Annotated in this window: 22 protein-coding genes, 1 tRNA gene and 2 pseudogenes; 17 read left to right on the plus strand and 8 right to left on the minus strand. The window is 71.6% G+C overall.

The genetic code is table 11. The annotated features are described in order from the left end of the window. The 4 genes from IG05_RS42465 to IG05_RS0122865 form a co-directional block, all read right to left on the minus strand. The coding region (locus tag IG05_RS42465; protein WP_037814505.1) for a hypothetical protein at positions 1-183 on the minus strand (183 nt) is incomplete at its 3' end. A 267-nt stretch (positions 184-450) separates the two neighbouring features. Then, on the minus strand, positions 451-1,122 hold the full coding sequence (locus tag IG05_RS0122855) for a response regulator transcription factor (RefSeq protein ID WP_030345323.1): 672 nt from the start codon (positions 1,120-1,122) through the stop codon (positions 451-453). Between the two features lie 130 nt (positions 1,123-1,252). After that, positions 1,253-2,578, minus strand: a complete 1,326-nt coding sequence (locus tag IG05_RS0122860) for a sensor histidine kinase (RefSeq protein ID WP_030345324.1) — start codon at positions 2,576-2,578, stop codon at positions 1,253-1,255. Positions 2,579-2,865: 287 nt separating this feature from the next. Next, the gene (locus IG05_RS0122865; RefSeq protein WP_030345325.1) at positions 2,866-4,083 is read right to left on the minus strand and encodes a sensor histidine kinase; all 1,218 of its coding nucleotides are present in this window, start codon (positions 4,081-4,083) and stop codon (positions 2,866-2,868) included. Between the two features lie 230 nt (positions 4,084-4,313). Between IG05_RS0122865 and IG05_RS0122870 the strand changes: the two genes are divergently transcribed. The 12 genes and pseudogenes from IG05_RS0122870 (at position 4,314) to IG05_RS0122920 (ending at position 15,701) form a co-directional block, all read left to right on the plus strand. Next, positions 4,314-4,733, plus strand: a complete 420-nt coding sequence (locus tag IG05_RS0122870) for an NADH-quinone oxidoreductase subunit A (RefSeq protein ID WP_030345327.1) — start codon at positions 4,314-4,316, stop codon at positions 4,731-4,733. Beyond that, complete coding sequence (locus tag IG05_RS0122875) at positions 4,724-5,359, plus strand: NADH-quinone oxidoreductase subunit B (protein WP_030345329.1); 636 nt, start codon at positions 4,724-4,726, stop codon at positions 5,357-5,359. The genes IG05_RS0122870 and IG05_RS0122875 overlap by 10 nt, the downstream gene beginning before the upstream one ends. Next, positions 5,356-6,726: pseudogene (locus IG05_RS49425) on the plus strand (NADH-quinone oxidoreductase subunit C); the annotation flags it as partial. The gene IG05_RS0122875 and the pseudogene IG05_RS49425, both read left to right, overlap by 4 nt. Further along, positions 6,701-7,591 (plus strand): annotated as a pseudogene (locus IG05_RS49430) (complex I subunit 1/NuoH family protein); the annotation flags it as partial. The pseudogenes IG05_RS49425 and IG05_RS49430, both read left to right, overlap by 26 nt. Positions 7,592-7,593: 2 nt before the next feature. Next, positions 7,594-8,187 (plus strand): NuoI/complex I 23 kDa subunit family protein, encoded by a 594-nt coding sequence (locus IG05_RS0122885; protein ID WP_051790136.1) that lies wholly within the window; start codon positions 7,594-7,596, stop codon positions 8,185-8,187. Continuing rightward, positions 8,184-8,786 (plus strand): NADH-quinone oxidoreductase subunit J, encoded by a 603-nt coding sequence (locus IG05_RS0122890; RefSeq protein WP_030345335.1) that lies wholly within the window; start codon positions 8,184-8,186, stop codon positions 8,784-8,786. Before IG05_RS0122885 ends, IG05_RS0122890 begins: the two co-directional genes overlap by 4 nt. Further along, positions 8,786-9,175, plus strand: coding sequence for an NADH-quinone oxidoreductase subunit NuoK (gene nuoK / locus IG05_RS0122895; protein ID WP_030345336.1), 390 nt, complete (start codon positions 8,786-8,788; stop codon positions 9,173-9,175). Before IG05_RS0122890 ends, nuoK begins: the two co-directional genes overlap by 1 nt. Then, positions 9,172-11,166, plus strand: coding sequence for an NADH-quinone oxidoreductase subunit L (locus tag IG05_RS0122900; RefSeq protein WP_030345338.1), 1,995 nt, complete (start codon positions 9,172-9,174; stop codon positions 11,164-11,166). The genes nuoK and IG05_RS0122900 overlap by 4 nt, the downstream gene beginning before the upstream one ends. 6 nt (positions 11,167-11,172) lie before the next feature. Beyond that, positions 11,173-12,747 carry a complex I subunit 4 family protein gene (locus IG05_RS0122905; protein WP_030345339.1) on the plus strand — a complete coding sequence of 525 codons (1,575 nt, stop codon included), beginning with the start codon at positions 11,173-11,175 and terminating at the stop codon, positions 12,745-12,747. Further along, a complete protein-coding gene (locus IG05_RS0122910) occupies positions 12,744-14,261 on the plus strand; it encodes an NADH-quinone oxidoreductase subunit N (protein ID WP_030345341.1) in 1,518 nt (505 codons plus the stop codon). The genes IG05_RS0122905 and IG05_RS0122910 overlap by 4 nt, the downstream gene beginning before the upstream one ends. Before the next feature lie 190 nt (positions 14,262-14,451). Then, positions 14,452-15,312 carry a zinc metalloprotease HtpX gene (htpX, locus tag IG05_RS0122915; RefSeq protein ID WP_030345342.1) on the plus strand — a complete coding sequence of 287 codons (861 nt, stop codon included), beginning with the start codon at positions 14,452-14,454 and terminating at the stop codon, positions 15,310-15,312. Then, entirely contained in the window at positions 15,309-15,701 is a 393-nt protein-coding gene (locus IG05_RS0122920; RefSeq protein WP_030345344.1) for a YccF domain-containing protein, read from the plus strand. The genes htpX and IG05_RS0122920 overlap by 4 nt, the downstream gene beginning before the upstream one ends. Positions 15,702-15,762: 61 nt before the next feature. On the opposite strand, the gene IG05_RS0122925 is transcribed toward IG05_RS0122920, so the two are convergent. Continuing rightward, complete coding sequence (locus IG05_RS0122925; protein WP_030345346.1) at positions 15,763-17,016, minus strand: APC family permease; 1,254 nt, start codon at positions 17,014-17,016, stop codon at positions 15,763-15,765. Positions 17,017-17,170: 154 nt separating this feature from the next. On the opposite strand from IG05_RS0122925, the gene IG05_RS0122930 reads away from it, so the two are divergent. Further along, on the plus strand, positions 17,171-17,437 hold the full coding sequence (locus IG05_RS0122930; RefSeq protein ID WP_030345348.1) for a GlsB/YeaQ/YmgE family stress response membrane protein: 267 nt from the start codon (positions 17,171-17,173) through the stop codon (positions 17,435-17,437). Between the two features lie 85 nt (positions 17,438-17,522). On the opposite strand, the gene IG05_RS0122935 is transcribed toward IG05_RS0122930, so the two are convergent. Next, positions 17,523-18,011, minus strand: coding sequence for a YajQ family cyclic di-GMP-binding protein (locus tag IG05_RS0122935; protein ID WP_030345349.1), 489 nt, complete (start codon positions 18,009-18,011; stop codon positions 17,523-17,525). 225 nt (positions 18,012-18,236) lie between these two features. On the opposite strand from IG05_RS0122935, the gene IG05_RS0122940 reads away from it, so the two are divergent. Continuing rightward, positions 18,237-18,318: transfer RNA gene (locus IG05_RS0122940), tRNA-Tyr, on the plus strand. Between the two features lie 56 nt (positions 18,319-18,374). On the opposite strand, the gene IG05_RS0122945 is transcribed toward IG05_RS0122940, so the two are convergent. After that, a complete protein-coding gene (locus IG05_RS0122945) occupies positions 18,375-19,532 on the minus strand; it encodes a tyrosine-type recombinase/integrase (protein WP_234335970.1) in 1,158 nt (385 codons plus the stop codon). Between the two features lie 455 nt (positions 19,533-19,987). On the opposite strand from IG05_RS0122945, the gene IG05_RS42475 reads away from it, so the two are divergent. Beyond that, positions 19,988-20,377 carry a hypothetical protein gene (locus IG05_RS42475; RefSeq protein ID WP_051790139.1) on the plus strand — a complete coding sequence of 130 codons (390 nt, stop codon included), beginning with the start codon at positions 19,988-19,990 and terminating at the stop codon, positions 20,375-20,377. A 793-nt stretch (positions 20,378-21,170) separates the two neighbouring features. On the opposite strand, the gene IG05_RS49435 is transcribed toward IG05_RS42475, so the two are convergent. Continuing rightward, a complete protein-coding gene (locus tag IG05_RS49435) occupies positions 21,171-21,389 on the minus strand; it encodes a hypothetical protein (protein WP_030345353.1) in 219 nt (72 codons plus the stop codon). A 538-nt stretch (positions 21,390-21,927) separates the two neighbouring features. Between IG05_RS49435 and IG05_RS0122965 the strand changes: the two genes are divergently transcribed. Together IG05_RS0122965 and IG05_RS0122970 are read left to right on the plus strand one after the other, a co-directional pair. Beyond that, the gene (locus IG05_RS0122965) at positions 21,928-22,386 is read left to right on the plus strand and encodes a hypothetical protein (protein WP_030345355.1); all 459 of its coding nucleotides are present in this window, start codon (positions 21,928-21,930) and stop codon (positions 22,384-22,386) included. Positions 22,387-22,391: 5 nt separating this feature from the next. Continuing rightward, entirely contained in the window at positions 22,392-24,221 is a 1,830-nt protein-coding gene (locus tag IG05_RS0122970; RefSeq protein ID WP_078894397.1) for an ATP-binding protein, read from the plus strand. The last annotated feature ends 372 nt before the right edge of the window (positions 24,222-24,593 follow it).

A 24,593-nucleotide genomic window follows, 5' to 3' on the forward strand; every position in this document is an offset into this window, starting at 1 on the left:
GAACGAAGCGGTCTCCGAGGTGAACCGGTCCCCGGTGAGCTGCATCCCGTCACCCGAGTCCCCCGCGAACCGGATGATCACCCGGTCCAGACGCCGCACGTCCTTCGCGCCGCCCGGTTTGCGCTGCTCTCCCACGACGGTTCCGTCGGTCTGCTCCGCTGGGCTGCTGACCTGGCTGGTCACTGAACTGGACCTCCTTCGAGGCGGCTGTCCGGGGCCGGTCGTCCCACGGACCATCCCAGGATCAACCCTACGTCGGTTAGGGTCGCCTTCCCGAGGTCATCCGTGGATTGGACGAATTCGAGACGGCCTGTCGCGCTGCGTTCACATGATGTCCCGCATCGCCGGGGCGCCGGTCAAGGCGCTCCCCGCGCGTTTCCAGGTTCCTTCTCCAGCCGCCGTCCGGTACCGCCTCCCGTGGACCCCCGCACTCCCGGACGGACCCCCGTCTCAGGAGTTCAGGTAGGTCAGAACGGCCAGAACCCGCCGGTGGTCCCCGACGCTCGGGGCCAGACCCAGCTTCAGGAAGATGTTGCTGACGTGCTTCTCCACGGCACCGTCGCTGACCACCAGCTGCCGCGCGATCGCCGAGTTGGTCCGCCCCTCCGCCATCAGTCCGAGCACCTCGCGCTCCCGGGGCGTCAGCCCCGTCAGCACGTCCTGCTTGCGGCTGCGGCCGAGCAGCTGCGCGACCACCTCCGGGTCCAGCGCCGTACCGCCCCCGGCGACCCGCACCACCGCGTCCACGAACTCCCGCACGTCCGCGACCCGGTCCTTGAGCAGATAGCCGACGCCCCGGCTGGATCCGGCCAGCAGTTCGGTGGCGTAACGCTCCTCCACGTACTGCGACAGCACCAGCACCCCGAGCCCCGGGTGCAGCCGGCGCAGCAGGACGGCCGCCCGGACGCCCTCGTCGGTGTGGGTCGGCGGCATCCGTACGTCCGCCACCACCACGTCGGGCAGCTCACCCTGGTCGGCCAGCTCCGCGATGGTCTTCACGAGCGCGTCCGCGTCACCGACGCCGGCCACGACGTCGTGCCCCCGGTCGGTCAGCAGCCGGGTCAGGCCCTCCCTGAGCAGCACGGAATCCTCGGCGATGACCACCCGCACCCTGTCCTCCACGATCTTCCGGCCCCCCACTGCCCTGCGCCCCGGTCTCCGCGACGGCATCCGTCCGTGCCGTCCCACGGAGCACCAGCATTCCAGCATTCGTGCCGGACCGCCGCCGTACCGGATCAGAGCGCGGGTGTCCTCAGCCCCGCCAGGGCAGTTCCGCGATCACCCGGGTGGGGCCGCCCGCCGGGGAGTCCACCAGCAGGACGCCGTCCACCGCGTCCAGGCGCGCGGTGAGCCCGGCCAGCCCGGAGCCCCGGGAGACGTCCGCGCCGCCCACGCCGTCGTCGGTCACCTGGAGCATCAGCCGGTCCGCCGAACGCCAGACGTCGACCGCGGCGGACCGGGCCCGGCTGTGCTTGCCGACGTTCTGCAGCAGTTCGGAGACGGTGAAGTAGGCGATGCCCTCGATGGCCGGCGCCGGCCGGGCCGGCAGGTCGACCTCCACCCGCACCGGGACCGGGCAGCGGGAGGCGACGGACGACAGGGCCGCGTCCATGCCGCGGTCGGTCAGTACGGCCGGGTGGATGCCCCGCGCGAGGTCGCGCAGCTCCTGCAGGGCCGTCTTCACCTCGCCGTGCGCCTCCTCCACCATCCGGGCCGCCGTGTCCGGATCCTCCCGCAGCTTCTCCTTGGCCAGCCCCAGGTCCATCGCCAGATTGACCAGCCGGGCCTGTGCCCCGTCGTGCAGGTCCCGCTCGATGCGCCGCAGGTCGGCGGCGGCCGTGTCGACCACGGCTCCGCGGTCCGACTCCAGCTCCACCACCCGCGCCGACAGCGGCGACGGGCCGAGCAGTCCGCGCACCAGCAGCCCGTCCACGGTGGTCAGGGCCCGCACGAGCCACGGCGTGACCAGCGTGAACACCAGCCCGACCAGCGCGGTCACGCCGATCTCGAAGGGGTTGTCGAGGTAGACGCTGTGGTGGGCGTCGCCGTAGAGCTGCAGACCGCCCTCGCCGGCGTACGCCGGGAACACCCAGAACCACAGCGGATAGGTCAGCAGCGTCCAGCCGCAGGTCCAGAAGGCCAGCGCGACCGAGAAGGAGAACACCGCCCACGGGAACTGCACCAGCGCGTACAGCGCGTGCCGCCAGGAGGCGCCGCTCTTGAGCAGCGCGGCCGTCCAGGCCGCCGGGCCCGGCGTGCGCGGCCGCAGCGGCTCCGGCTCGGCCACCTCCAGTCCGAGCAGCCCGCGCGCCCGCGCCCGCTCCAGCACGCCGAAGCCCCGGCAGCCGGCCAGCGCCACCGCCAGCACCGGGATGCCGAGGAAGGTCACCAGCAGGCCCGCGCCGAGCGCGACCATCGACACCGTCCACGTGAACAGCACGACCGCGATCGGCAGGCCCAGCAGCACGTACGCGAACTCGCGCAGGCTGCGTCCCTCGACGGGCGCCCGCAGCGCGGCGGGCAGCCGGTGGTGCGGTGCGCTCCGGTGGGCGAACCCCTGTCCGTACTCCGTGGCCATCGGTGTCGTCCCGTCCTCGTCGTCGTGGCGGCGGTGCAGCCGTTCGTGTCCTGGCGGCAGTGCAGCCGTCCGTGTCGTGGCGGCGGTGCAGCCGTTCGTGTCCTGGCGGCCGTTCAGCCGCATGCCCTGTCGGCGGTTGGGCTGTACTCGTCCTGGCGGCGGCTCAGCCATACGTCCAGGGTCGTCCGCCGCGCGTCCGCGCGACATGGAGTCCGTCGGCGTCCTGAGCGGGGGGTTTTCCCCACCCCGGCCGCCGGGAGGGCGGGCCGGCGCGTCCCGGCGGGGTTTCAGGCCGTACGGTCCCGCCACGGCAGTTCCGCGGTGACCACCGTCGGACCGCCGGCCGGGGAGTCGACCACGAACAGGCCGTCCACGGCGCCCAGCCGGTCCGCCAGGCCGCGCATGCCGCTGCCCCCGTCCAGCCGGGCACCGCCCCGGCCGTCGTCCCGTACCTGGAGCATCAGCCGGTCCGCGGTCCGCCACACCTCGACCGCGGCCGTCCGGGCCCCGCTGTGCTTGCTGACGTTCTGCAGCAGTTCGGAGACGGTGAAGTAGGCGATGCCCTCGATGGCCTCCGCGGGCCGGGCCGGCAGGTCGACGGTCACCTTCACCGGCACCGTGCAGCGGGAGGCGATGGACGACAGGGCGGCGTCCAGGCCGCGGTCGGTGAGCACCGCCGGGTGGATGCCCCGGGCCAGGTCGCGCAGTTCCTGGAGGGCCAGCTTCACCTCGCCGTGCGCCTCGTCGACCATCGCCGCCGCCGTGTCCGGGTCCTCCAGCAGCTTCTCCTTGGCCAGGCCGAGCCCCATGGCCAGGTTGACCAGCCGCGCCTGGGCGCCGTCGTGCAGGTCCCGCTCGATCCGGCGCAGGTCGGCCGCCGCCGTGTCGACCACGATCCCGCGGTCGGACTCCAGTTCGGCGATACGGCGTTCCAGCTCGTCCGAGGGCGACAGCAGCCCGCGCACCATCGCCCGGTCCAGGTTCGCCATGGCCCGCGCCAGGTACGGCAGCACCGGCCACAGCACGAACAGCGAGATCAGCACGGTGCAGAAGGTGAGGATGCCCCAGGGCAGCCGGATCGCGTCGTACAGCAGCGTCCGCCAGCCCACCGGGTCCTTCAGCGCCATCCACAGCCGCTGCATCGCGCCCCCGCCCCGGGCGATGGGCAGCGGCGACGGCTCCGCCACCCGCACCCCGAGCAGCTTCCGGGCCCGGGCCCGCTCCAGCTTGCCCAGCTGCCGGGCGCCCAGCAGGCTGAGTGCGAGCAGCGGGAGCCCGATCGCGGTGAGGGTGAGGGCGCCGCCGGTCACCAGCACGGTCAGCGCGTACACGAACCCGGACACCGCCACGGGCAGGTTCAGCAGAAGATGCGCGATCTCCTTCCAGGTGTGGGCGTCGTAGGCGGGCCGGGGCGGAGGCAGCCGGTGCGGGCCGTCGGATCCGTCGCGTTCGTCGGTGCCGTCGGTGCCGTCGGACCGGCCGGCGGCGGGGCGGAGAGCGGTCATGCTGCTCAGCGTGCCGTGGGCGGCCCGCCTGACGCCATGCGGTATGCCTGCCTCCGCCGCCGGGGGAAAACCCCACCCCGGGCGGGCCCGGCTGTCTCACGGCGTGACGGGCTGCTTACCCGGTCTTTATCAGGGCCTAGACTCCCGTGCGTACACATCCTCGAATCGCGTTGCGACACAGAGTTCACTTATTCACTAAGGTCACGAGGTCAGGGAGCGAGGGACGGACCGTGCGGGAGACGTTGGGGGACTCGTCGTTCGCCGCGGCGAACGTCGTCGCGGCCGGCTACTTCCGGTCCTACTCGGTGGTCGGACTGCTCGCGCTCATCGGCGTGCTGTTCGTCGCGGTCGCCTTCGGCGCGGGCCGCCTGCTGCGGCCGGTCGTGCCGACGCCGGAGAAACTGCTGACCTACGAGTGCGGTGTCGACCCCGTCGGCGAGGGCTGGGCCCACACCCAGGTCCGCTACTACGTCTACGCCTTCCTGTACGTGATCTTCGCGGTCGACTCGGTCTTCCTGTTCCCCTGGGCGACGGTCTTCGCCGCCCCCGGCTACGGCGCGACGACCCTCGTGGAGATGTTCGTCTTCCTCGGCTTCCTCGCCGTAGGCCTGCTGTACGCATACAAGAAGGGCGTCCTGGCATGGACGTGAACCCCTCAGTGCCCGGATCGGCGCCCGAGCCGGTGTCCGAGCCCGTCCTGCTGCCGGAGCCGAAGCGGCTGGGCGCCCTCGCCCGGCTGGCACCCGAGCCGATGAAGGTCGTCCTCAACTGGGGCCGCCGCTACTCGCTCTGGGTGTTCAACTTCGGCCTCGCCTGCTGCGCGATCGAGTTCATCGCCGCGTCGATGGCCCGCCACGACTTCATCCGGCTCGGCGTGATCCCGTTCGCACCGGGCCCGCGCCAGGCCGACCTGATGGTGGTCTCGGGCACGGTCACGGACAAGATGGCCCCGGCCGTCAAGCGGCTGTACGAGCAGATGCCCGAGCCGAAGTACGTCATCTCCTTCGGCGCCTGCTCCAACTGCGGCGGCCCCTACTGGGACTCCTACTCCGTCACGAAGGGCGTCGACCAGATCATCCCGGTGGACGTCTACGTCCCCGGGTGCCCGCCCCGCCCCGAGGCGCTGCTCCAGGGCATCCTCAAGCTCCAGGAGAAGATCGCCCGCGAGTCGCTGGGGGAGCGGTACGACAACGGGGCCGCCCGGCCGTCCGCCGCCGCGCTGCAGAGCGGACTGGTGCGGCCGCCGGCCTCGGCCGGTGAGGGAGGCACGCGATGAGCACGGCCGCCGGCTGGCTGCCCGCCCCCGCCGCGGAACTCTTCGGTCCGCAGGCGGTGGCCGAGGAGTCGTACGAGGTGCTGACCGTGGACGTGCCGCCGTCCGCCTGGCTCTCCGCCCTGGAGACGGCCCGTACGACGCTGTCCTGCACCTACTTCGACTGGCTGAGCGCGGTCGACGAACCGGGCACCGGCTTCCGCGTCGCCGCGCACGTCGTCGCCCTGAACCCGGTCCGCCGCCTCCTGGTCCGTACGACGGTCCCGCACGACGCCCCCTCGCTGCCCTCCGCCGTCGGCGTCTACGCGGGCGCCGCCTGGCACGAGCGCGAGACCCACGAGATGTTCGGCGTCGACTTCGAGGGCCACCCGGGTCTGGAGCACCTCCTCCTGCCCGAGAACTTCGAGGGCCACCCGCTCCGCAAGGACTTCGTGCTCGCCGCCCGCGTCGCCAAGGCCTGGCCCGGCGCCAAGGAGCCCGGGGAGCCCGCGGCGGGTGCGGCGCACGGCGGCCCGAAGCGCCGCCAGATGCTGCCCCCGGGCGTACCGGACCCCAACGAGTGGGGCCCCCTGAAGGGCCAGCTGCCCCCTGCCCCGGCCCGCCCGGCCCGGGCGGCGGGCCGCCCGGCGGGCGACCGCCCGGTACGACGCACCCGCACGGCCTCGGAGGGCTCGGCCGGCCAGGCCGCTCCGCAGGCGGGGGAGACCGGTGCCGCTGCTGGTGCTGGTGCAGCTACCGCTGCTGGTGCTGGTGGTGCTGCTTCCGGCCGGCCGCGTCGGACGCGCAGTGCGAGCGAGGGTTCGGTGAGCCAGGCGGCGGCGCGGGACGAGGACGCGGCGAGCCGCAAGCAGGCCGCGACCGAGGGCGACGCCGTCCGGGCGGCGGCGGAGGGCCCGGCGGAAGGACCGGCCGCCGAGGCCTCGGTCGCGCACGAGCCCGGTCCTGCGCCCGCACCCGCCCGGCCGCGCCGCGCCCGCAGCGCCTCCGAGGGCTCGGCCACCCAGCGGGCGGCGACGGCGCCCTCGACGGAGCCGACAGAGCCGTCGGAGCCGACGGGCCCCAGCGCCACCCGCCCCGCCCCACGGGGAACCGCCCCGCGCAGCTCCGACGCCCCGTGGCACCACGCCCGCCCGGCGTTCACCGAACCGGAGCCGGAGCCGGAACCGCGGCCGCAGCCGGAACCCCAGCTGGAGCCTCAGCCGGAGCCGGAGCCGGAGCCGGAGCCGGAGCCGGACAAGGGCAAGGAGCAGGCGCCGGAGCCGGAACGGTCACCCGCCCCTGAGCCACGCCCCGCCGCCCCGGAAGCCCCGGTCTCCGCCAACAGCCCCGCCACCCCCGAGAACCCAGACCGAGCACAAGGTGATGGCCCACATGCAGGGCCGCCTCGGCCCCATGTACGCCGGCGGCTTCCACGGCTGGGCCCAGCTCATCGCGGACGGCGTGAAGTTCGCGCAGAAGGAGGACGTGGTCCCGGCGGGCGCCGACCGCCGGATCTTCCAGCTCGCCCCCGCCGTGGCCCTGCTGCCGTACCTCCTCGTCCTCCTCGCCATCCCGATCGGCCCGGGCGAGGGCGCCGTGGGCCAGGTGCTGGACGCCGGCGTGTTCTTCGTGCTCGCGGTGATGGGCGTCGGCGTGCTCGGCTCGCTGATGGCCGGCTGGGCCAGCGCCAACAAGTTCTCCCTGCTCGGCGGCTTGCGCACGGCCGCCCAGCTGCTCGCCTACGAACTGCCGATGCTGCTGGCGGCGGCCTCGGTGGCGATGGCGGCCGGCACGGTCTCCCTGCCCGGCATCCTGCACTCCTTCCACTGGTGGTGGGTGCCCTGGCAGATCGTCGGCGCGGTCGTCTTCTTCGTCGCCGGACTCGCCGAGCTGCAACGCCCGCCGTTCGACATGCCGGTCGCCGACTCCGAGATCATCTTCGGCGCGTACACCGAGTACACCGGCCTGCGCTTCGCCCTGTTCCTGCTGGCGGAGTACGCCGGCATCGTCGTCCTGTGCGGCCTGACCACCGTCCTCTTCCTGGGCGGCTGGCACGGCCCGTGGGGCGCCGACGGCCTCGGCTGGGTCTGGACCCTGCTGAAGACCGCGATCCTCGCGTTCCTGGTCATCTGGCTCCGCGTGACCTACCCGCGGCTGCGTGAGGACCAGCTCCAGAAGCTCTCCTGGACTCTCCTCGTCCCCCTCTCCCTCGCCCAGATCGCCCTCACCGGCATCGTCAAGGTGGTGATCAGCTAACCATGGCTGTGCCGTCCCCACCCTCCCGTTCCCGCTTCCCCGGCAGCGGCCTCGCCAAGGGCCTGGCCGTCACCCTGCGCACGATGACGAGGAAGCACGTCACCGAGCAGTACCCCGACGTCCTGCCCGAACTGCCGCCCCGCACCCGCGGTGTGATCGGCCTGTTCGAGGAGAACTGCACGGTCTGCATGCTGTGCGCCCGCGAGTGCCCCGACTGGTGCATCTACATCGACTCCCACAAGGAGACGGTCCCGCCCGCCGCCCCCGGCGGCCGTGAGCGCAGCCGCAACGTCCTCGACCGGTTCGCGATCGACTTCTCGCTGTGCATGTACTGCGGTATCTGCATCGAGGTCTGTCCTTTCGACGCCCTGTTCTGGTCCCCGGAGTTCGAGTACGCCGAGACCGACATCCGCGACCTCACCCACGAGCGGGACAAGCTCCGCGAGTGGATGTGGACCGTGCCGGCCCCGCCCGCCCTGGACCCCGGCGCGGAGGAGCCCAAGGAGATCGCCGCCGCCCGGAAGACCGCCGAGAAGCTGGCCGCGGCCCAGGCCGAGCCGGTCGAGCCGGCCGAGCCGCAGGAGGGCGCGTCGTGACCCTCGCCGCAGCAACGGCCACCGTGGCCGCCGCCGACCCGCACGGCTTCCTCTCCCCGACCGGCGTCGAGATCGCCTTCCTGCTGGTCGGCCTGGTCACCCTCGGCGCCGCGCTCGTCACCGTCACCACCCGGCAGCTCGTGCACGCCGCCCTGTGGCTGGTGGTCGCGCTCGGCGGCCTCGCCGTGGAGTACCTGCTGCTCACGGCCGAGTTCATCGCCTGGGTGCAGGTCCTGATCTACGTCGGCTCCGTCGTCGTCCTCCTGCTGTTCGGTCTGATGCTCACCCGGGCCCCCATCGGCCGCTCCCCGGACGCCGACTCCGGCAACCGCTGGGCCGCCGTGGCCGTGGCCGTCGCCGCCGCGGTCGCCCTGGTGTGGGTGGTCGTCGATGCCTTCCGGACCACCTGGATCGACCTGACCGGCCCGGCCGCCGGCACCACCGAGGTCACCGGCGCCAGCCTGTTCCGGCACTGGGTGCTGCCCTTCGAGGCGCTGTCCGTGCTGCTCCTCGCCGCCCTGGTCGGCGCGATCGTCCTGTCCCGCAAGGCCAAGGCCGACGCCGCCACCGCGGTCCCCGGGAAGGAAGGCGCCCGCTGATGCACCTCGCCTACCCCGCCGTACTCTCCGCCCTCCTGTTCTGCACCGGCCTGTACGGCGTCCTCGCCCGCCGCAACGCCATCCTGGTCCTGATGTCGGTCGAGCTGATGCTCAACGCCGTCAACCTCAACCTGGTCGCCTTCGACGTCTGGCTCAGCCGCGCCGCGAAGGACACCCTGCACTCCGGCCAGGCACTGACCCTGTTCACCATCGCCATCGCCGCCGCCGAGATCGGCATCGGCCTGGCGATCGTGCTCGCCGTCCACCGCAACCGCGGCACCGCCGACATCGACAAGCTCCGCGACACCGCCGAAGGCCCCGAGACCGAAGGTCCTGAGACCGAGGGCCCCGACACCCCGGCGGCCGAGAAGGCTGAGGCCACCGCGTGACCACGACCACCCTCGCCGTCCTCGTCCCCCTCCTGCCGTTCCTCGGCGCGGCAGCCGGCCTGCTGCTCGGCCGCACCGCCCCCGGTTTCGTCCGCCCGCTCGCCGTGCTGCCGCCGCTGGCCTCGCTGGTGCTGGCCGCGCTGGTCGCCGTACGGCAGGGCGGCGGCACGGCCGTCGACGCCCACACCGAGCTGACGCCCACCGGATCCGTGCCGATCGAGCTGGCCCTGCACCTCGACGGCTTCGCCGCACTCGTCGCCGTCCTGGTCGCGTTCATCGCGCTCTGCGTGCAGATCTACTCCACCGGCTACCTGCGCGACGACCCCCGCTACCCCTCGTACGCCGCTCTCGTCTCCCTCTTCACCTCCGCGATGCTCCTGGTCGTCTACTCCGGCGACCTGATCGTGCTGCTGGTCGGCTGGGAGGTCATGGGCATCTGCTCCTACTTCCTGGTCGGCCACTACTGGGAGACCCCCGAGGCCCGCGCCGCCTCCCTGAAGGCCTTCCTGGTCACCAAGCTCGGCGACGTGCCGTTCCTCATCGGCCTGTTCGCGCTGGCCGCCGACGCCGGGTCGTTCCGCATCACCCGCGTCCTCGGCGCCGTCGCGAGCGGCGGCATCGGCCACCCCACCGTGATCGCCCTGCTGCTGCTCGCGGGCGTCGCGGGCAAGTCGGCGCAGTTCCCGCTGCACACCTGGCTCCCGGACGCGATGGCGGGCCCGACACCCGTCTCGGCGCTGATCCACGCCGCGACGATGGTCGCCGCCGGTGTCTACTTCACCGCCCGCCTCCTCCCGCTCTTCGAGGCCTCCCGGGCCGCGATGGTGGTCCTCGCCGTCATGGCCGCCGTGACCATGACCGGCTCGGGTCTGGCCGCGCTCGCCCAGGACGACATCAAGCGCGTCCTCGCCTACTCGACCATCGGCCAGCTCGGCTACATGACCGGCGCCCTCGCCGTCGGCGACCGCGGTGCCGCCGTCTTCCACCTCCTGTCGCACGGCGCCTTCAAGGCGCTGCTGTTCCTCGCGGCGGGCGCGGTCATCCACGCCGCCGGCACCAACTCGCTGGCCGCCATGTCCCGCATGCACGGCCTGCGCGACCGCGTCCCGGACGCCTACTGGACGATGACCGTGGCACTGCTCGCCCTCGCCGCGATCCCGCCCTTCAGCGGCTTTTTCTCCAAGGAGTCCGTCCTCGGCGCCGCCGAGAACCTGATCTCCGGCCACACCGGGCACGCCCCCGGCGCCGCCGGCTGGATCGTCCTCGTCGCCGGTCTGGTCACCGCCCTGCTCACCGCCGCGTACGCCACCCGGCTGTGGCTGCTGGCCTTCCGCGGCCGGGGTGCCGAGGCCCCCGACCACGGCCGCCAGCCGCTGACCATGACCGTGGTGCTCTGGGTCCTGGCGGTCCCCTCCCTCGCCTTCGGCGGGCTCGCCTACCGCTCGCTGCCCGGCTGGTTCGACGGCCGCGACCTGACCCCGGCCCTGCTCACCTCCATCCTCGGCACGGGCCTCGCCCTGGTCGGCGGGCTGCTCACCTACGGCGCCTGGCAGCGCACCGCCGCGCTCGCCGCCCGCGTCCCGCTCGGTGCGGTCGCCGCCCACCCCGAGGAGGACGCCGGCCTGGTCGAGGCCGAGGCCATCGCCACCCACCAACCGGCCTACGGCGACATCGCCTCCGCCCCCGACCCGGCCGACCCGGCCCGGCTGCTGCTCGGCCCGCTGCACCGGCACGCGGCGGCCGGCTTCCACCTGGACGCCGTGTACGCGGCGCTGTTCGTCCGCCCGGTGCAGGCCGGCGCGCGTCTCGTCCGGTTCCTCGACCGTGAGGTCGTCGACACCTACGTCCAAGGCGCCGCCGCCCTGCCCCGGCTCCTCGGGGCCGCCGTACGGCGCGCCCAGACCGGCAATGTGCAGACCTATGTGAGCGCGCTGCTCGCCGGCACCGTCGTCCTGGCGGTCGCCGTCCTCCTCGTCGCCACGGGAGTGTGAGCAGGCGTGATCGATATCAACGAGTCCGTGATGCAGTTCCTTCTGGCATTCCTCGTCGTCGGCCCGCTCCTCGGCGCCGCCGCCGCTCTGCTGCCCGCCCCGCCCGGACTGAAGGGGAAGTCACCCGCGCAGGCCGTGCTCCGGCACGGTGTGACCGTCACCGGCGTCGTCCTCGTCGCCGCTATCGTCCTCGCGCTCGGCTTCGACCACGACCATCCGTCGAAGATGCAGGCCACGACCGACATCAGCTGGATCCCCGCACTCGACGTGCGGATCCACCTCGGCACCGACGGCATCTCCCTCCCCCTCCTGGTCCTGACCGCGCTGCTGACCTTCCTCTGCGCGCTCTACTCCTACTTCAAGCCGCCGTCGGGCCCGTCCCCGAAGGCGTTCGTCGCCCTGCTGCTCCTGCTGGAGTCCGGCACCCTCGCGACCTTCGCCGTCCTCGACCTGCTGCTGTTCTTCCTCGCGTTCGAGATGGTGCTCATCCCGATGTACTTCCTCATCGCCCGCTGGGGCGGCGAGGGCCGGACCCGGGCCGCGTGGAAGTTCATCCTGTTCACGCTGCTCGGCTCCGTGGTCATGCTGCTCGGCCTGCTCCTGATCGGAATCAAGGCGGGCACGTTCGACATGGTGGCACTCGCCACTGACAACGGCCGGTCGCTGACCGCATCCGTGCAGGTCATCGCCGTTCTGGCGATCGGGATCGGGCTTGCGGTGAAGACGCCGATGTGGCCGCTGCACAGCTGGCTGCCCGACGCCCACACCGCCGCCCCGACCGTCGGCTCGGTCCTGCTGGCCGGTGTCCTGCTGAAGATGGGTACGTACGGGTTCGTTCGGATCCTGTTGCCGATCGCGCCGCACGGCTTCCACACCTTCGCGCCGTACCTCGCCGCGTTCGCCGTCGTCGGGATCATCTACGGATCCCTGGCCTGCCTGGCCCTCGCCAAGCAGGGCGCGAAGGGCGACCTCAAACGCCTGATCGCCTACTCCTCCGTCGGACACATGGGCTTCGTCCTGCTCGGCATCGCCACCATGACCCCGACCGGCGTCAACGGCGCCCTGTTCGCCAACATCGCCCACGGCCTCATCACCGGCCTGCTGTTCTTCCTGGTCGGTGCGCTGAAGGACCGCACCGGCAGCACCGACCTCGACACCCTGGCCGAGGAGACCGGCGCCGCGCTGTACGGCAGGGCCCCGCGCCTCGGCGGGCTGCTCGCCTTCGGCGCTGTCGCCTCCCTCGGCCTGCCCGGACTCGCCGGGTTCTGGGGCGAGATGCTCGCGCTCTTCGGCGCGTTCCGGCCCGGCGCCGACCTCAGCCGGCCCGCCTTCCTCACCTTCATGGCGATCGGCGCGTTCGGCACCCTGCTGACCGCCGCGTACATGCTGATCGTGGTCCGTCGCGTCTGCATGGGCGGCGCGGAACGGGAGGTGCCGAAACTCGCCGACGTGCACGGGTACGAGTTCGCCGCCTGGACCCCGCTCGTCACCCTCACCGTCCTCGCCGGACTGTGGCCGAGGGCCCTGCTCGGCCTGACCGACCCGGCCGTGCAGCAGCTCCTCGCAGGAGGCCCCCGATGAGCGCCCAGCCGCTTGCCGAGTCGCTGGTCCAGTCCGTCGACTGGCTGGCGATCGCACCGCCCACCCTCGCGGCCGTCGTGGCGCTCGCCGTCCTCGTCGCCGACCTGTTCGTGCCGGAGCCCCGCAAGGCCGTGCTCGGCTGGGTCTCGGTGGCCGGCCTGGCCGCGGCGACCGCGCTGCTGCTGCCCCTCCTGGACGGCGACCGCAGCACCTTCTGCACCGACGGCCACGCGCGCGCGTGCAGCTACACCGCCGACCACTTCACCCTCGTCATCCAGTTCCTGGTCCTCGGCGGCGCCCTGCTCGCGGCCCTGCTCTCCGTCACCCACCTGGACGACGAGCGGCGCCGCGTCCCGGCCGGCGAGTTCTGGTTCCTGCTGCTGTCCTCCGCGGCCGGCGCCGCCCTGCTGCCCGCCTCCCGCGACCTCGCCACCCTGATCGTCGCCCTGGAGGTCGCCTCCCTGCCCGCCTTCGCCCTCGTCGGCATCCGGCACGGCGACAAGCGGTCCTCCGAGGCCGCCCTGAAGTTCTTCCTGTCCTCGGTCACCGCCACCGCGGTCAGCCTCATGGGCATCAGCTTCGTCTACGCCTCCACGGGCACCCTCTACCTCACCCAGGTGGCCCAGCGCCTGCCGCACGTCGACGGGCAGCTGCACACCCTCGCGCAGACCGGCGTCGTCCTCACCCTGGTCGGCTTCGCCTTCAAGACGGCCGCCGTGCCCTTCCACTTCTGGGTGCCCGACACCTACGTGGGCGCGCCCCTGCCCGTCGCCGCCTACCTGTCCGTCGTCGGCAAGGCGGTCGGCTTCTCCGGCCTGATCCTCGTCACCGTCGTCGCGTTCCCCTCGTACGCCGACGTGTGGGGGCCCGCGCTCGCCGCGCTGGCCGCCCTGACCATGACCGTCGGCAACGTCGCCGCCCTGCGCCAGCAGGCCACGCGCGCGTACAGCGCCGTACGGCTGCTCGCCTGGTCCTCCGTCGGCCAGGCCGGTTACCTGCTGGTGCCGATCGCCGCCGCCGGATACACCAAGGACGCCCAGAAGGCGATCGGCTCCACGGTCGCGTACGCCCTGATGTACGCCGCCGTGAACCTCGGTGCCTTCGCCGTGGCCGCCCTGGTGGGCCGCGGCCGCGCCCTGAACCGGATCAGCGACTACCGGGGCCTGTACGCGACCAACCCGCTCAGCGCGCTCCTGCTGGCTTTCTTCCTGCTGTGCATGGCCGGGCTGCCGCCGGGCGTCATCGGTCTGTTCGCCAAGGTCACCGTGTTCTCGGCGGCCGTCGACGCCGGCCTCGGCTGGCTCGCCGTCGTCATGGCCGTCAACGTCGTGATCGCCCTCTTCTACTACTTGCAGTGGACGGCCCTGCTGTTCCGCGCCCCCGAGGGCGAACCCGTGCGGCACCGCGTCCCGGCGCCCCTCACGGCCGCGCTCGCCCTGAGCGGCGTCCTGGGCGTCGCCCTGTCCGGGGCACCCCAGCTGGTCCTCCGCTTCGCGGCCACCGGACTGTTCTGAGGAGTCGTCACGCGCGCGTGGGGCACTCGTCCCGGCACCGCGCGCGTGGCCGAACCCGCACGTCACCCGGGCAGCCCGCGCGCGCCGCCGTACCCGTCGGGGAACTCGTGGCCGCCGCCTGGCGTTGTCATCAGCGGGAGGGTCCACTGGATCAGAGTGTTCCCCAGATGCACGACTTGGAGGGCGCACCGTGCACCGCCGGCACAACGGGCTCAGGACCGCCGTACTCCTCGGCGGACTGTCCGCACTCATCATCGCCATCGGCAGCTTCTTCGGCCGCACCGGACTGGTCGTCGCGGTCCTGGTCGCCCTGGGCACGAACGCGTACGCGTACTGGAACAGCGACAAGCTGGCGCTCCGCGCGATGCGTGCCCGCCCGGTCAGCGAGTTCGAGGCCCCCACGCTGTACCGGATGGTGCGGGAGCTGTCCACGCAGGCCCGCCAGCCCATGCCCCGGCTGTACATCTCACCGACGGAGGCCCCCAACGCCTTCGCCACCGGCCGCAACCCGCGCAACGCGGCCGTGTGCTGCACCGAGGGCATCCTGCGCCTGCTGGACGAGCGGGAGCTGCGCGGCGTGATCGGCCACGAGCTGAGCCACGTCTACAACCGGGACATCCTCATCTCCTCCGTCGCCGGCGCGCTCGCCTCGGTGATCATGTTCCTGGTGAACTTCGCCTGGCTGATCCCGGTCGGCCGCTCGGACGACGACGACGGCCCCGGCCTGTTCGGCATGCTTCTGATCATGATTCTCGGCCCGCTCGCCGCGAGCCTGATCCAGCTGGCCATCAGCCGCTCCCGGGAGTACGAGGCGGACGCCTCCGGTGCCCAGCTCACCGGCGACCCGCTCGCCCTGGCCGGCGCCCTGCGCAAGCTGGAGACGGGCATCCAGCAGCTGCCGCTGCCGCCCGAGCCCCGGCTGGAGACGACGAGCCACATGATGATCGCCAATCCCTTCCGCGCGGGGCAGGGACTGTCCAAGATGTTCTCCACCCACCCGCCGATGGCGGAGCGCATCGCCCGCCTGGAGAAGATGGCAGGACGCCTGTGAAGACCCTTCTGAACGTCATCTGGCTCGTCCTCAGCGGCTTCTGGCTGTTCCTGTGCTACCTGGCCGCCGGCGTGCTGCTGTGCATCACGGTCATCGGCATCCCGTTCGGCGTCGCCGCCTTCCGCATCGGCCTCTACGCCCTCTGGCCGTTCGGGTACACCACGGTCGAGCGGCGCGACGCGGGCGCGCCGTCCTGCGTGGGCAACGTCCTGTGGCTGGTCCTGGCCGGCTGGTGGCTGGCGCTCGCCCACATCGCCACCGGCATCGCCCTGTGCGTCACGATCATCGGCATCCCGTTCGGTATCGCCAACTTCAAGCTGATCCCGGTCTCCCTGCTGCCGCTGGGCCGCGAGATCGTCCGCACCGACCAGCCGTTCGCGACCCGCTGACCGGGGCGTCGCAGCCGCGCCGTCGCCCGCACGCGCGCGTGCAGGGTCCGCCGGGCCGGCGTCACGCCCCGCGCCGGCCCGCCCGCCACCGCCGCACGCCGTAGGCCGCCACGCCCGCGGCCAGCACGCCCGCGCCGACGGCCACCGCGGCCGCCGGCAGCGCGCACGCCAGCGTGGCGCAGCCCAGGAGGCCCACCGCGGGCACCACGCGGGCGCGCGGGCCCGGCCCGAGCGTCCAGGCCGAGGCGTTGGCGATGGCGTAGTAGACGAGCACACCGAACGACGAGAAGCCGATCGCGCCGCGCACGTCGACCGTCGCGGCCAGCACGGCGACCACCGCGCCCACGGCCAGCTCCGCCCGGTGCGGCACCCGGAACCGCGGGTGGACGGCCGCCAGGGCGCTCGGAAGGTGCCCGTCCCGGGCCATGGCGAGCGTCGTCCGGGAGACCCCGAGGATCAGCGCGAGCAGCGAGCCCAGCGCGGCCACCGCGGCCCCGGCCCGCACCACGGGCACGAGCCCCGGCGCCCCGGCCGCCCGTACGGCGTCGGCCAGCGGCGCCGCGGCCTGCCCGAGCCGGTCCGCACCGAGGACCGTGAGCACGGCGACGATCACGCACGCGTACACCACCAGAGCGATCCCCAACGCCACCGGGATCGCCCGCGGGATCGTGCGCGCCGGGTCGCGCACCTCCTCTCCGAGGGTGGCGATGCGCGCGTACCCGGCGAACGCGAAGAACAGCAGCCCGGCCGCCTGGAGCACCCCGCCGGCCCCCCAGGACAGGCCGGTGTCCAGCCGCCCGGCACCGGCTCGTCCGGAAGCCAGGCACACCACGACCACGGCGGCGAGCACGGCCAGCACGACGGCCACGATCGCTCGCGTCAGCCACGCCGACTTGTGCATCCCGCCGTAGTTCACCGCGGTCAGGGCCACCACGGCCGCCACCGCCACCGCGTGCGCCTGCCCCGGCCACACGTACGCGCCCACGGTGAGCGCCATGGCCGCGCAGGAGGCCGTCTTGCCGACCACGAAGGCCCAGCCGGCGAGATGGCCCCAGAAGGCGCCGAGCCGCTCCCTGCCGTACACGTACGTCCCGCCGGAGGCCGGGTAGCGGGCGGCGAGCCGGGCCGAGGACATGGCGTTGCAATAGGCCACCAGGGCGGCGAGGGCGAGCCCGGGCAGCAGCCCGGACCCGGCCGCGCGCGCGGCCGGCCCCGGAGCGGAGAAGACGCCGGCGCCGACCATCGAACCCAGGCCGACGACCACGGCGTCCCGCACGCCCAGAGTGCGGCGCAGGGCGGCATCGGTACGTGTCATGCGCCGCACCCTAGTGATCCCGGCAACCGGCGGACGGCCCTGGGACGTCCTCTTCATCGACACGGCACGAACACGCGCGCGACGGGCGGCGGGTCCCACGGGAATCCCAGGGAGCCGACAGTGCGGACACAGCGCGGAAGGGCAGGTTCACGGCATGAGCATCATCGGTTGGATCATTCTCGGACTGCTGGCCGGAGCCATCGCCAAGGTCCTGCTGCCGGGACGCGACCCGGGCGGCTTCATCGGGACGACCCTCATCGGCGTCGCGGGCGCGTTCATCGGGGGCTGGATCTCGGCCCGCTGGCTGGACCACCCGATCAGCAAGCACTTCTACGACGGCGCCACCTGGGCCGCGGCCGTCGGAGGCTCTCTGGTGCTGCTGATCGTCTACCGGATCCTGTTCGGCAACTCACGCGACTGACCGCGCGCGCGAGGCGCGGCGGCACGGAGAAAGGGTGGGCACCCGCGGGTGCCCACCCTTGTCGTCTCTGCGCCCGTCACCGGTCCTACCGGTAGTTCACGAACTGCAGCGCGAAGTCGAAGTCCTTGCCCTTGAGGAGGGCGATGACGGTCTGCAGGTCGTCGCGGCTCTTGGAGCTGACGCGCAGCTCGTCGCCCTGGACCTGGGCCTTCACGCCCTTGGGGCCCTCGTCGCGGATGATCTTCGCCACCTTCTTCGCGTTCTCCTGGGAGATGCCCTCCTGGATCGACGCGAAGATCTTGTACTCCTTGCCGGAGAGCTGCGGCTCGCCCGCCTCCAGCGCCTTCAGCGAGATGCCGCGCTTGATGAGCTTCGACTGGAAGACGTCGAGGATGGCGTTCACCCGGTCCTCGGAGTTCGCCTCCATGAGGATCTTCTCACCGGACCACGAGATCGAGGCGCCGACGCCCTTGAAGTCGTAGCGCTGCGAGATCTCCTTGGCGGCCTGGTTGAGGGCGTTGTCGACCTCCTGCCGCTCGACCTTCGAGACGATGTCGAAACTGGAGTCGGCCATGTCCTGTGGCTCCTTGTATCGGGGTGCGTATCGGGTGCGTGCCGGCGTGCGCGGCGGCGACCGCCGGGCCCGGTGGAGCACCGGGCCGCATCCGCCCCAGCCTAGCCATCCCGCGCCCCGCGGGTGGAGATCAATGGGGTGGCGAAGCACCCCTGCGTATCGGGTATTGTTTACGTCGTTGCCGGGGAACACCGCGAAAGTGGGTTCGAAGCGGCAGCAGTACCCGGCGGTGTGCCCGAGCGGCCAAAGGGAGCAGACTGTAAATCTGCCGGCTCAGCCTTCCCAGGTTCGAATCCTGGCGCCGCCACAGGTCCGAAAGGGTCCGTGACCAGCAGCAATGCTGATCACGGACCCTTTCGGCGTTCACTGGCACTGGATCGCCGGTATAGGGGCTTTCTCCCGGTGTGTCTCACCCTGATTCGGGTGATGACCAGTGCGTGTGGGGCAGACGTGGGGCAGCTTTCGCCCCCTCCAGCTGCCGTTCTCGAACGCCTGCTCTATCCGGGCGTTCGCCGTGACGGCGGCGCCGTCCAGGCACTTCGCGTAGCCCCGGAACAGCACGGCCACACTGTGGCCGGCCCGCGCGGCGACCACTTGTGGTTCCACGCCGGAGCTGAGCCACGTGTATACGGCTGCGTGGCGAAGATCATAAGGACGCTTGGCCAACTGCGACGCCTGCTGAGCAGGGGTAAGAGCGCGCATGCGCGCTTCCGCCCAGACCTCGCCGTGTCCGTTGTCCTGGATAAGTCCGCCCCGCTGCGTTCGGAACAGCCGGCCGTCGGGAGCGACGCCGTACGCAGTGATGTGCCACCGCAGCAGGCTGACCAGGTCGGGCGGAATCGGCACCGTGCGGACCGCTTTCCGGGGCCGGTGCTTGAGGCCGCGCCGGTCGTGCGCTTCGCCGCTGTCGGTCCACGCGGACCCCGACCGGGGCCGGGTCTCCCTGAGCCACAGCGTTCCCCAGGCGCGGCGGGGGAGGTCGCAGTCCTCCAGCCGGAGCCCGATGACTTCCGCCGGCCGCGCCGCCGCGTAGTACATGCACCCGAAGAACGCCACCAGACGGCGCCCGCGGGCGCTCTGCGTACGCACGGCATCGAGCAGGGCGAGAGCCTGCCGGGGATCGGGGACAGAGGCGGGGTCCAGCTCCTCCGCCACCTGCTCCGGAGCCTTCCGCGGCACCTGTGGCAGAGGGTTGTCTGTCAGACGGCCGGCGTCGACGGCGTAGTTGAGCGCGTTGTGGAAGATGGCGCGCTTACGGCGGATGGTCGAGGCGGACGCCGTGGTGCCGTCCAGCTTTCGCGTCAGGGCGTCCAGGGCGGCGCGGACCCGCATGCGGTCGGCCAGTGAGGACGTGGGCAACGACTTCCGCTCGAACCAGGCGAGCACCTTGGCCACCTCGTCCGGCGGTTCCTCGTCGCGTCGGCTCACGTTGAATGCCCAGCTGTAGAGCGCCGTGCGCACGGTCCTCGGGTCGGCCATGCCCTTGGTGTCCTTGACGGGAGCCGGCGTGACCGTGGCCATGGCTTCCGCGAGAGTTCGGCGCGTCGATCCGGGGGAGTGCGCCCACTTCATCTCGATGTACTCGCGCGCGTGGCGGTACCGGGAGGCACGTGGCGGGCCGAGAAACTCGGCGGGAGTGCAGCCCCCAGCCCCGTGCCTCCTCCCCGGGCATCAGAAGCAGCAATGGGTCAGATGACCGAGATGCTGTTCAAGGTCGGGGATGCAGGAGCTGCGGGGTACGTGTGGGGCGGGCGCTGCGCCGCACGGCGAAAGGGCAGGCCGTGGCACTCGTGCTGCGCGGACTGTAAATTTGCCGGGCCCAGAGCTGGGCCGTCCTCGGGCCACGCGAGGACGACCCAAGACAACCGCCAACAGCCGGCAATGACCGAGCGGGCGCGACAGGTTGCCACGGCCCGTTGCTGCGTCTGCGCAGCTAGACGGAGGAATCCAGCATCTGCGGGGAGGGGGAGTGCAAGGTGATCAAGGTCTCTGGTAAGGCACGTCTCCGGTGGAACCCAGGCTTCTGGTTCGGCACTTCCATAGTCGCGGGCATAGTGCTCGTCCCTACCTGGTTGTGGGGAGCGTTCTCCGGTGGCCTTGACGTGGCGGAGACTTGCGAGCTCGCTGAGGGGCAACGCTTCGACGCGAGCTACCGGCAGGAGCTAGGGCCGCAGCCGTCGGGTCCGTTCCCGTTGCACAACATGTGCAACGCCTCGTATGACCTCGTTCCAGGCTGGGTGAATCCGATGGTTGCCTGCCTGGCTGTCATCGTCACAGGATCTCTGATCGCAACCGTCGTGACGGGTGTCGTTCAGCTCAGGCGTGTGCTCTCCGAGCGCCGAAGCGGCGAGATGCCAACTGCCTAGCGCTGCGATGTGTTCTCGAAGGCAACGTGGGGCGGGCGTGGGGCCAGCAGCTTCGGGTCGTGGACAAGCCCAGCTCGGAGCAGATGCCCCACGCGGACTGTAAAACTGCCGCGGCGTCATGGCGCCGGCGTCCAGTGGCTGGTGCCCAGGTCAATGCGCATGGCTTCTAGCAGGCTCTGCTGCGAGGCACGGAACCTCTCCCGTCGAGCCTCGCACCCCGGTGTGTTCCAGCGCCTCCCGGATGCGACTTCGTTCCGGTAGGCGAGCAAGGCAGCGAGGGCGGTTCGCGTAGCCTCTCTCACACGAGGACTTGCTATCAGTTCCATCTGATAGCGGCGGGCGTAGACGTCGTGCTCACGGACTGCCATGGCCGCCATGTTCCTGCGAGCGGACGCGCTCCGCGGCCATCGGCTCGCGGCGAAGATCTGTTCTCGTGCGCCGAACAGAGCAGTCAGGAACGCTGCGTAGAGAGCCTCCTGGCGGTCTCTAGCCCGTGCCCGTTCCTCGCGACGCCAGCGCCTGCGGTCGGTGAGGTAGGTAGCGACGACGGCGACCAGGCCGCCGATCACAGCGCTCACTGGTGCCGTCCAGTCCATGCGCCAAGTTTCCGTATCGGACTGCCCGTGCGGTAGAGGACGTCATCCTGTGGTGGGTTCGCCAGCAGCGCTCGCACCGGGATGCGGTGTGCTGGCGGGGCACACCTTGAGACGGCTTCGTTTGGGCAGGCGCGGGGCGGAGAACCGGCTGCGAGGCTGAACAGCAGCTAGGAAGTGTCTTCTGCTCCCGATGTCAGTCAGTGCGTGTCCCCCAGGCGTCCCCCCGGGGGAGAGGATGATCGCTCCGGCTCGTTCCACTCTCGCAGGGCTGCGTCGATCCGGCTGCTTGCCCGCTCGCGGGTGTGATCCAGCACCTTCGCGGCGCGGGCCACATCGTCCGGCGGGGTCTCGTCCCAGCGGTTCCGGTTGTACGCCCACACGTACAGCGCGCGCCGCACCAGCGCGGTGTCGGGCATTCCCGCCTTGGTCCTCACAAGGGCAGGGGTGATGGTGGCCGGCGCGTCGGCGTAGTTCTTCCGCGACTTCGCCGGCGTCAGCGCCCACTAGCGGTCGGCGTACGCACGGCTGTGCTCGTACCACGTGATGAAGCCCTGCTCGGCGCGCAACTCGGAGACGGGCAGGCCCGTTTCCTCGCCATGTGCCCCCCGAGAGCGGCGCTGGGTGAGGAAACAGCAGGTCAGAGCCTCTTGAACCCGTCCCGCTGCAGATGCGCTGCGCTGATCGACTTCTGTGGCGGCGCCTGCAATGGCGCACCGGAAGCGCCAGGAACAAGATGGAGGTGACAGGCCGAGGGCAGATCCGCGCACCGCATGGCCAAGCAGGCGTAACGGTGCCGGCGGGGGCTTGCCCGAGGGCGAACCGGGCCGTTTACTGGGCGGGCTCAGGCTCGTTGCCCATGGAATCCCGTGGCCGGTAACACAGGCGGCATCTGGTGTCGCAGCTGGTTGTGGTGTCTGCTCCTGTGACATCCGTACGGGTGAGAGGAGCCAGGGGATGGACGCGATATCGGCGGGCTTGCTGGCGGCGTTGGCCGGCGGTGCCGGCGGTGAGCTGGGTCGGCAGGTGTGGGCAGGACTGGGCGTGCTGGTGCGTCGACCGTTCCAGCGTGACGAGGACGGCGGGCAGCTCACGGCAACGCGCCCGGGAGAGGCGGAACTGACGCGGCTGGAAGAGCGGCCTGACGATCCGATGCTGGCCCAAGCACTGAGTGCTGCGCTCGCGATGCGGGCGGCGGCGGACATGGACTTCCACGCAGGACTGCAACAGTGGCTCACGCGGGCAACAGAGTTGGTGCACCGTGTGGGCGGAGAGACCCGTAACGAGATCAGCGGCGGGACTTTCCACGGTCCGGTTCTCCAGGGCCGTGACTTTTCCGGGGCGTCGTTCACCACTCGTGCTCAGACCGCGCCGTCGACTCCTCCGGGCGGCGCCGATCCCGGGCAGCGGGACTGAGCAGAATGGCAGCGGTCGGCGGCCAAGGCCCTGTGGCGGAGAACCGGATCAGCGGCGGGGTCTTCCTCGGGACAGTGATCCAGGGACGCACCGTCAACGTGTACCCACCCCAGGTGATCAGCCCCGCGCTGAGCGGCCTGCCCCCGGTCTCAGCCGTCTTCACCGGCCGAGACCGGGAGATCGGTGAACTGCTACGGGTTCTCGAACCAGGAGCAGCGCAGACGGCGCCTGCCTCGCTGGTGACCGGTCTCGGGGGGATCGGCAAGACGGAGCTGGTCGTGCAGACCGCCAGGCGCGCCCTGCAGAAACAGGGCTGGTTCCCCGGCGGCGTCCTGTTCGTGGATATGTTCGGCTACGACCCCGAGCGTCGACTGCCGCCCGAACAGGCTCTGGACGGCCTCCTACGCGCCTTGGGCGTGTCACACGAGCAGATACCGCCGGGCCTGCAAGACCGTTCACGTCTCTTTCGCAGCGCCCTCGCTGCTCTCGCGGGTGCGGGAAGCCGGATCCTGGTCGTGCTCGACAACGTCTCCAGTGCCGACCATGCGCGGCCGCTCCTTCCCGCCGACGGCCTCACTGCCGCCATCCTCACCTCTCGCGACACGCTGGATCTCGGCGCCCGGCTGTTCGATCTGGACGGCGTCGACGAAACATCTGCGATCGACATGCTGGATCGGGCTGTGCGCGAAGCCCGCGGTCCCGGTGATACCCGCGTGCCGGACTCGCCGGACGCCGCCGCCGCCATCGCCCGGTCATGTGGGTGCCTGCCCCTGGCGCTGCGCATTGCCGCCGCCCTCCTGGCGGACTGTCCTGCCCGCCCGTTGTCATCCCTCGCGCAGGCCCTGCAAGCCCAGCATCTGCGCCTGAACAGGCTGCGCAGGCAGGAGCGGTGCGTGCGGAGCGCGTTCGACCTGTCCTACGAGCGCCTCGATCCCCTCCACGCGCGATTGTTCCGGCTGTTGTCGCTCAATGCGGGCCCTGACATATCTACCGGAGCCGCAGCCCGCTTGGTCGCCATCGACCGGCACGAGACCGAGGAGCTGCTGCAGGATCTCGCCCGTACCCATCTCATCGAGCCTGGGCGTAGCTGGGGCCGCTGGCGTCTGCACGATCTGGTGCGCCTGTATGCCGATGAAGCCGGAAAGGTCCACGCCGACGCCGACGACCGCGAGAACGCCCGCACTCGCCTCTACGACTACTACATCTTCCATGCGGCAGCGGCCATCCATACAGGGTGGTCTATGCCCATCAGCCGGGCAGAAGTGTTTGCCCCGCCCAGTGTCACCGACTTCCGGTTCAGCGGCCGTGCGGAGGCTAGGGGGTGGCTGGATGGCGAACGCCCGAACCTGGTGGCCGCGGTCACCGCTTCGCAGGCGGCGGGCTGTGATGATCGGAGAAGAGTGATACTCGCCTGGTTCGGTGGACTGTGTCTCAGCTCGTGGTGGCACTTCGACGACTTGGTCGCCGTCACCGAAACCGTGCTGGCCCTGTCGCAACTCCCGGAAGGGTCGAACGGCCTCGTCGCGAAGACTCTGGCTGCCCTTGGCCGCGAGCTTGAGCACCACGGCACCCATGAACAGCACGACCTGCTGGCTTGTGCTTTCGATGCCCAGGTCAGGGCTCTGGCCATCTTCCGCGAGCACCGCGCGCGCAGATACGAAGCCTGGGCACTGATCAATTTCAGCCGCCTGCTCCATGAAGACGAGCAGCTCCACAAGGCGGCGGGTGAGGCACTGGCTCAGGCCGCAGCATTCTTCCACGAGGCGGGCGATCAACACGGCGTGGAGACTGCGCACTATGTGAGGCGCTGCCTGCGTCTCAGTGACCAGGCCTAGGCAGGGAGCCGCACGAAGCCGTGTTTCCCCAGTTGCCTCCCAGCGGTGAAACTCCAGCGCGACCGACCGGCGGTGCCCGTCCATTCGGCCCTTGCCGATCACCTGCGTGACCACCTGCGGCACCTGCCGGTGAGCGGGAGCGGAGCGGACCGCTCGGCGACGACGGAGGCGGGTGCGGACGCCGCGCGGACGGCCGGGCCCGTGCGCCGGCCTGCGACGACCACCGGGAGCGGTGGCCGCGGCTTGGACATCCGTCCGTAGGTACTCCCCGACACGCGCGCGGGTTGCACGCTCTCGCGAAATGTCTCTGCCAGGTGGTGGTCGGAATCCGCCGGCTCGGCGTGACCGGCGTGACCGGCGTGACCGGTGACC

It is taken from the genome of Streptomyces sp. NRRL S-1022 (assembly GCF_000720135.1).
Lineage (GTDB): Bacteria > Actinomycetota > Actinomycetes > Streptomycetales > Streptomycetaceae > Streptomyces.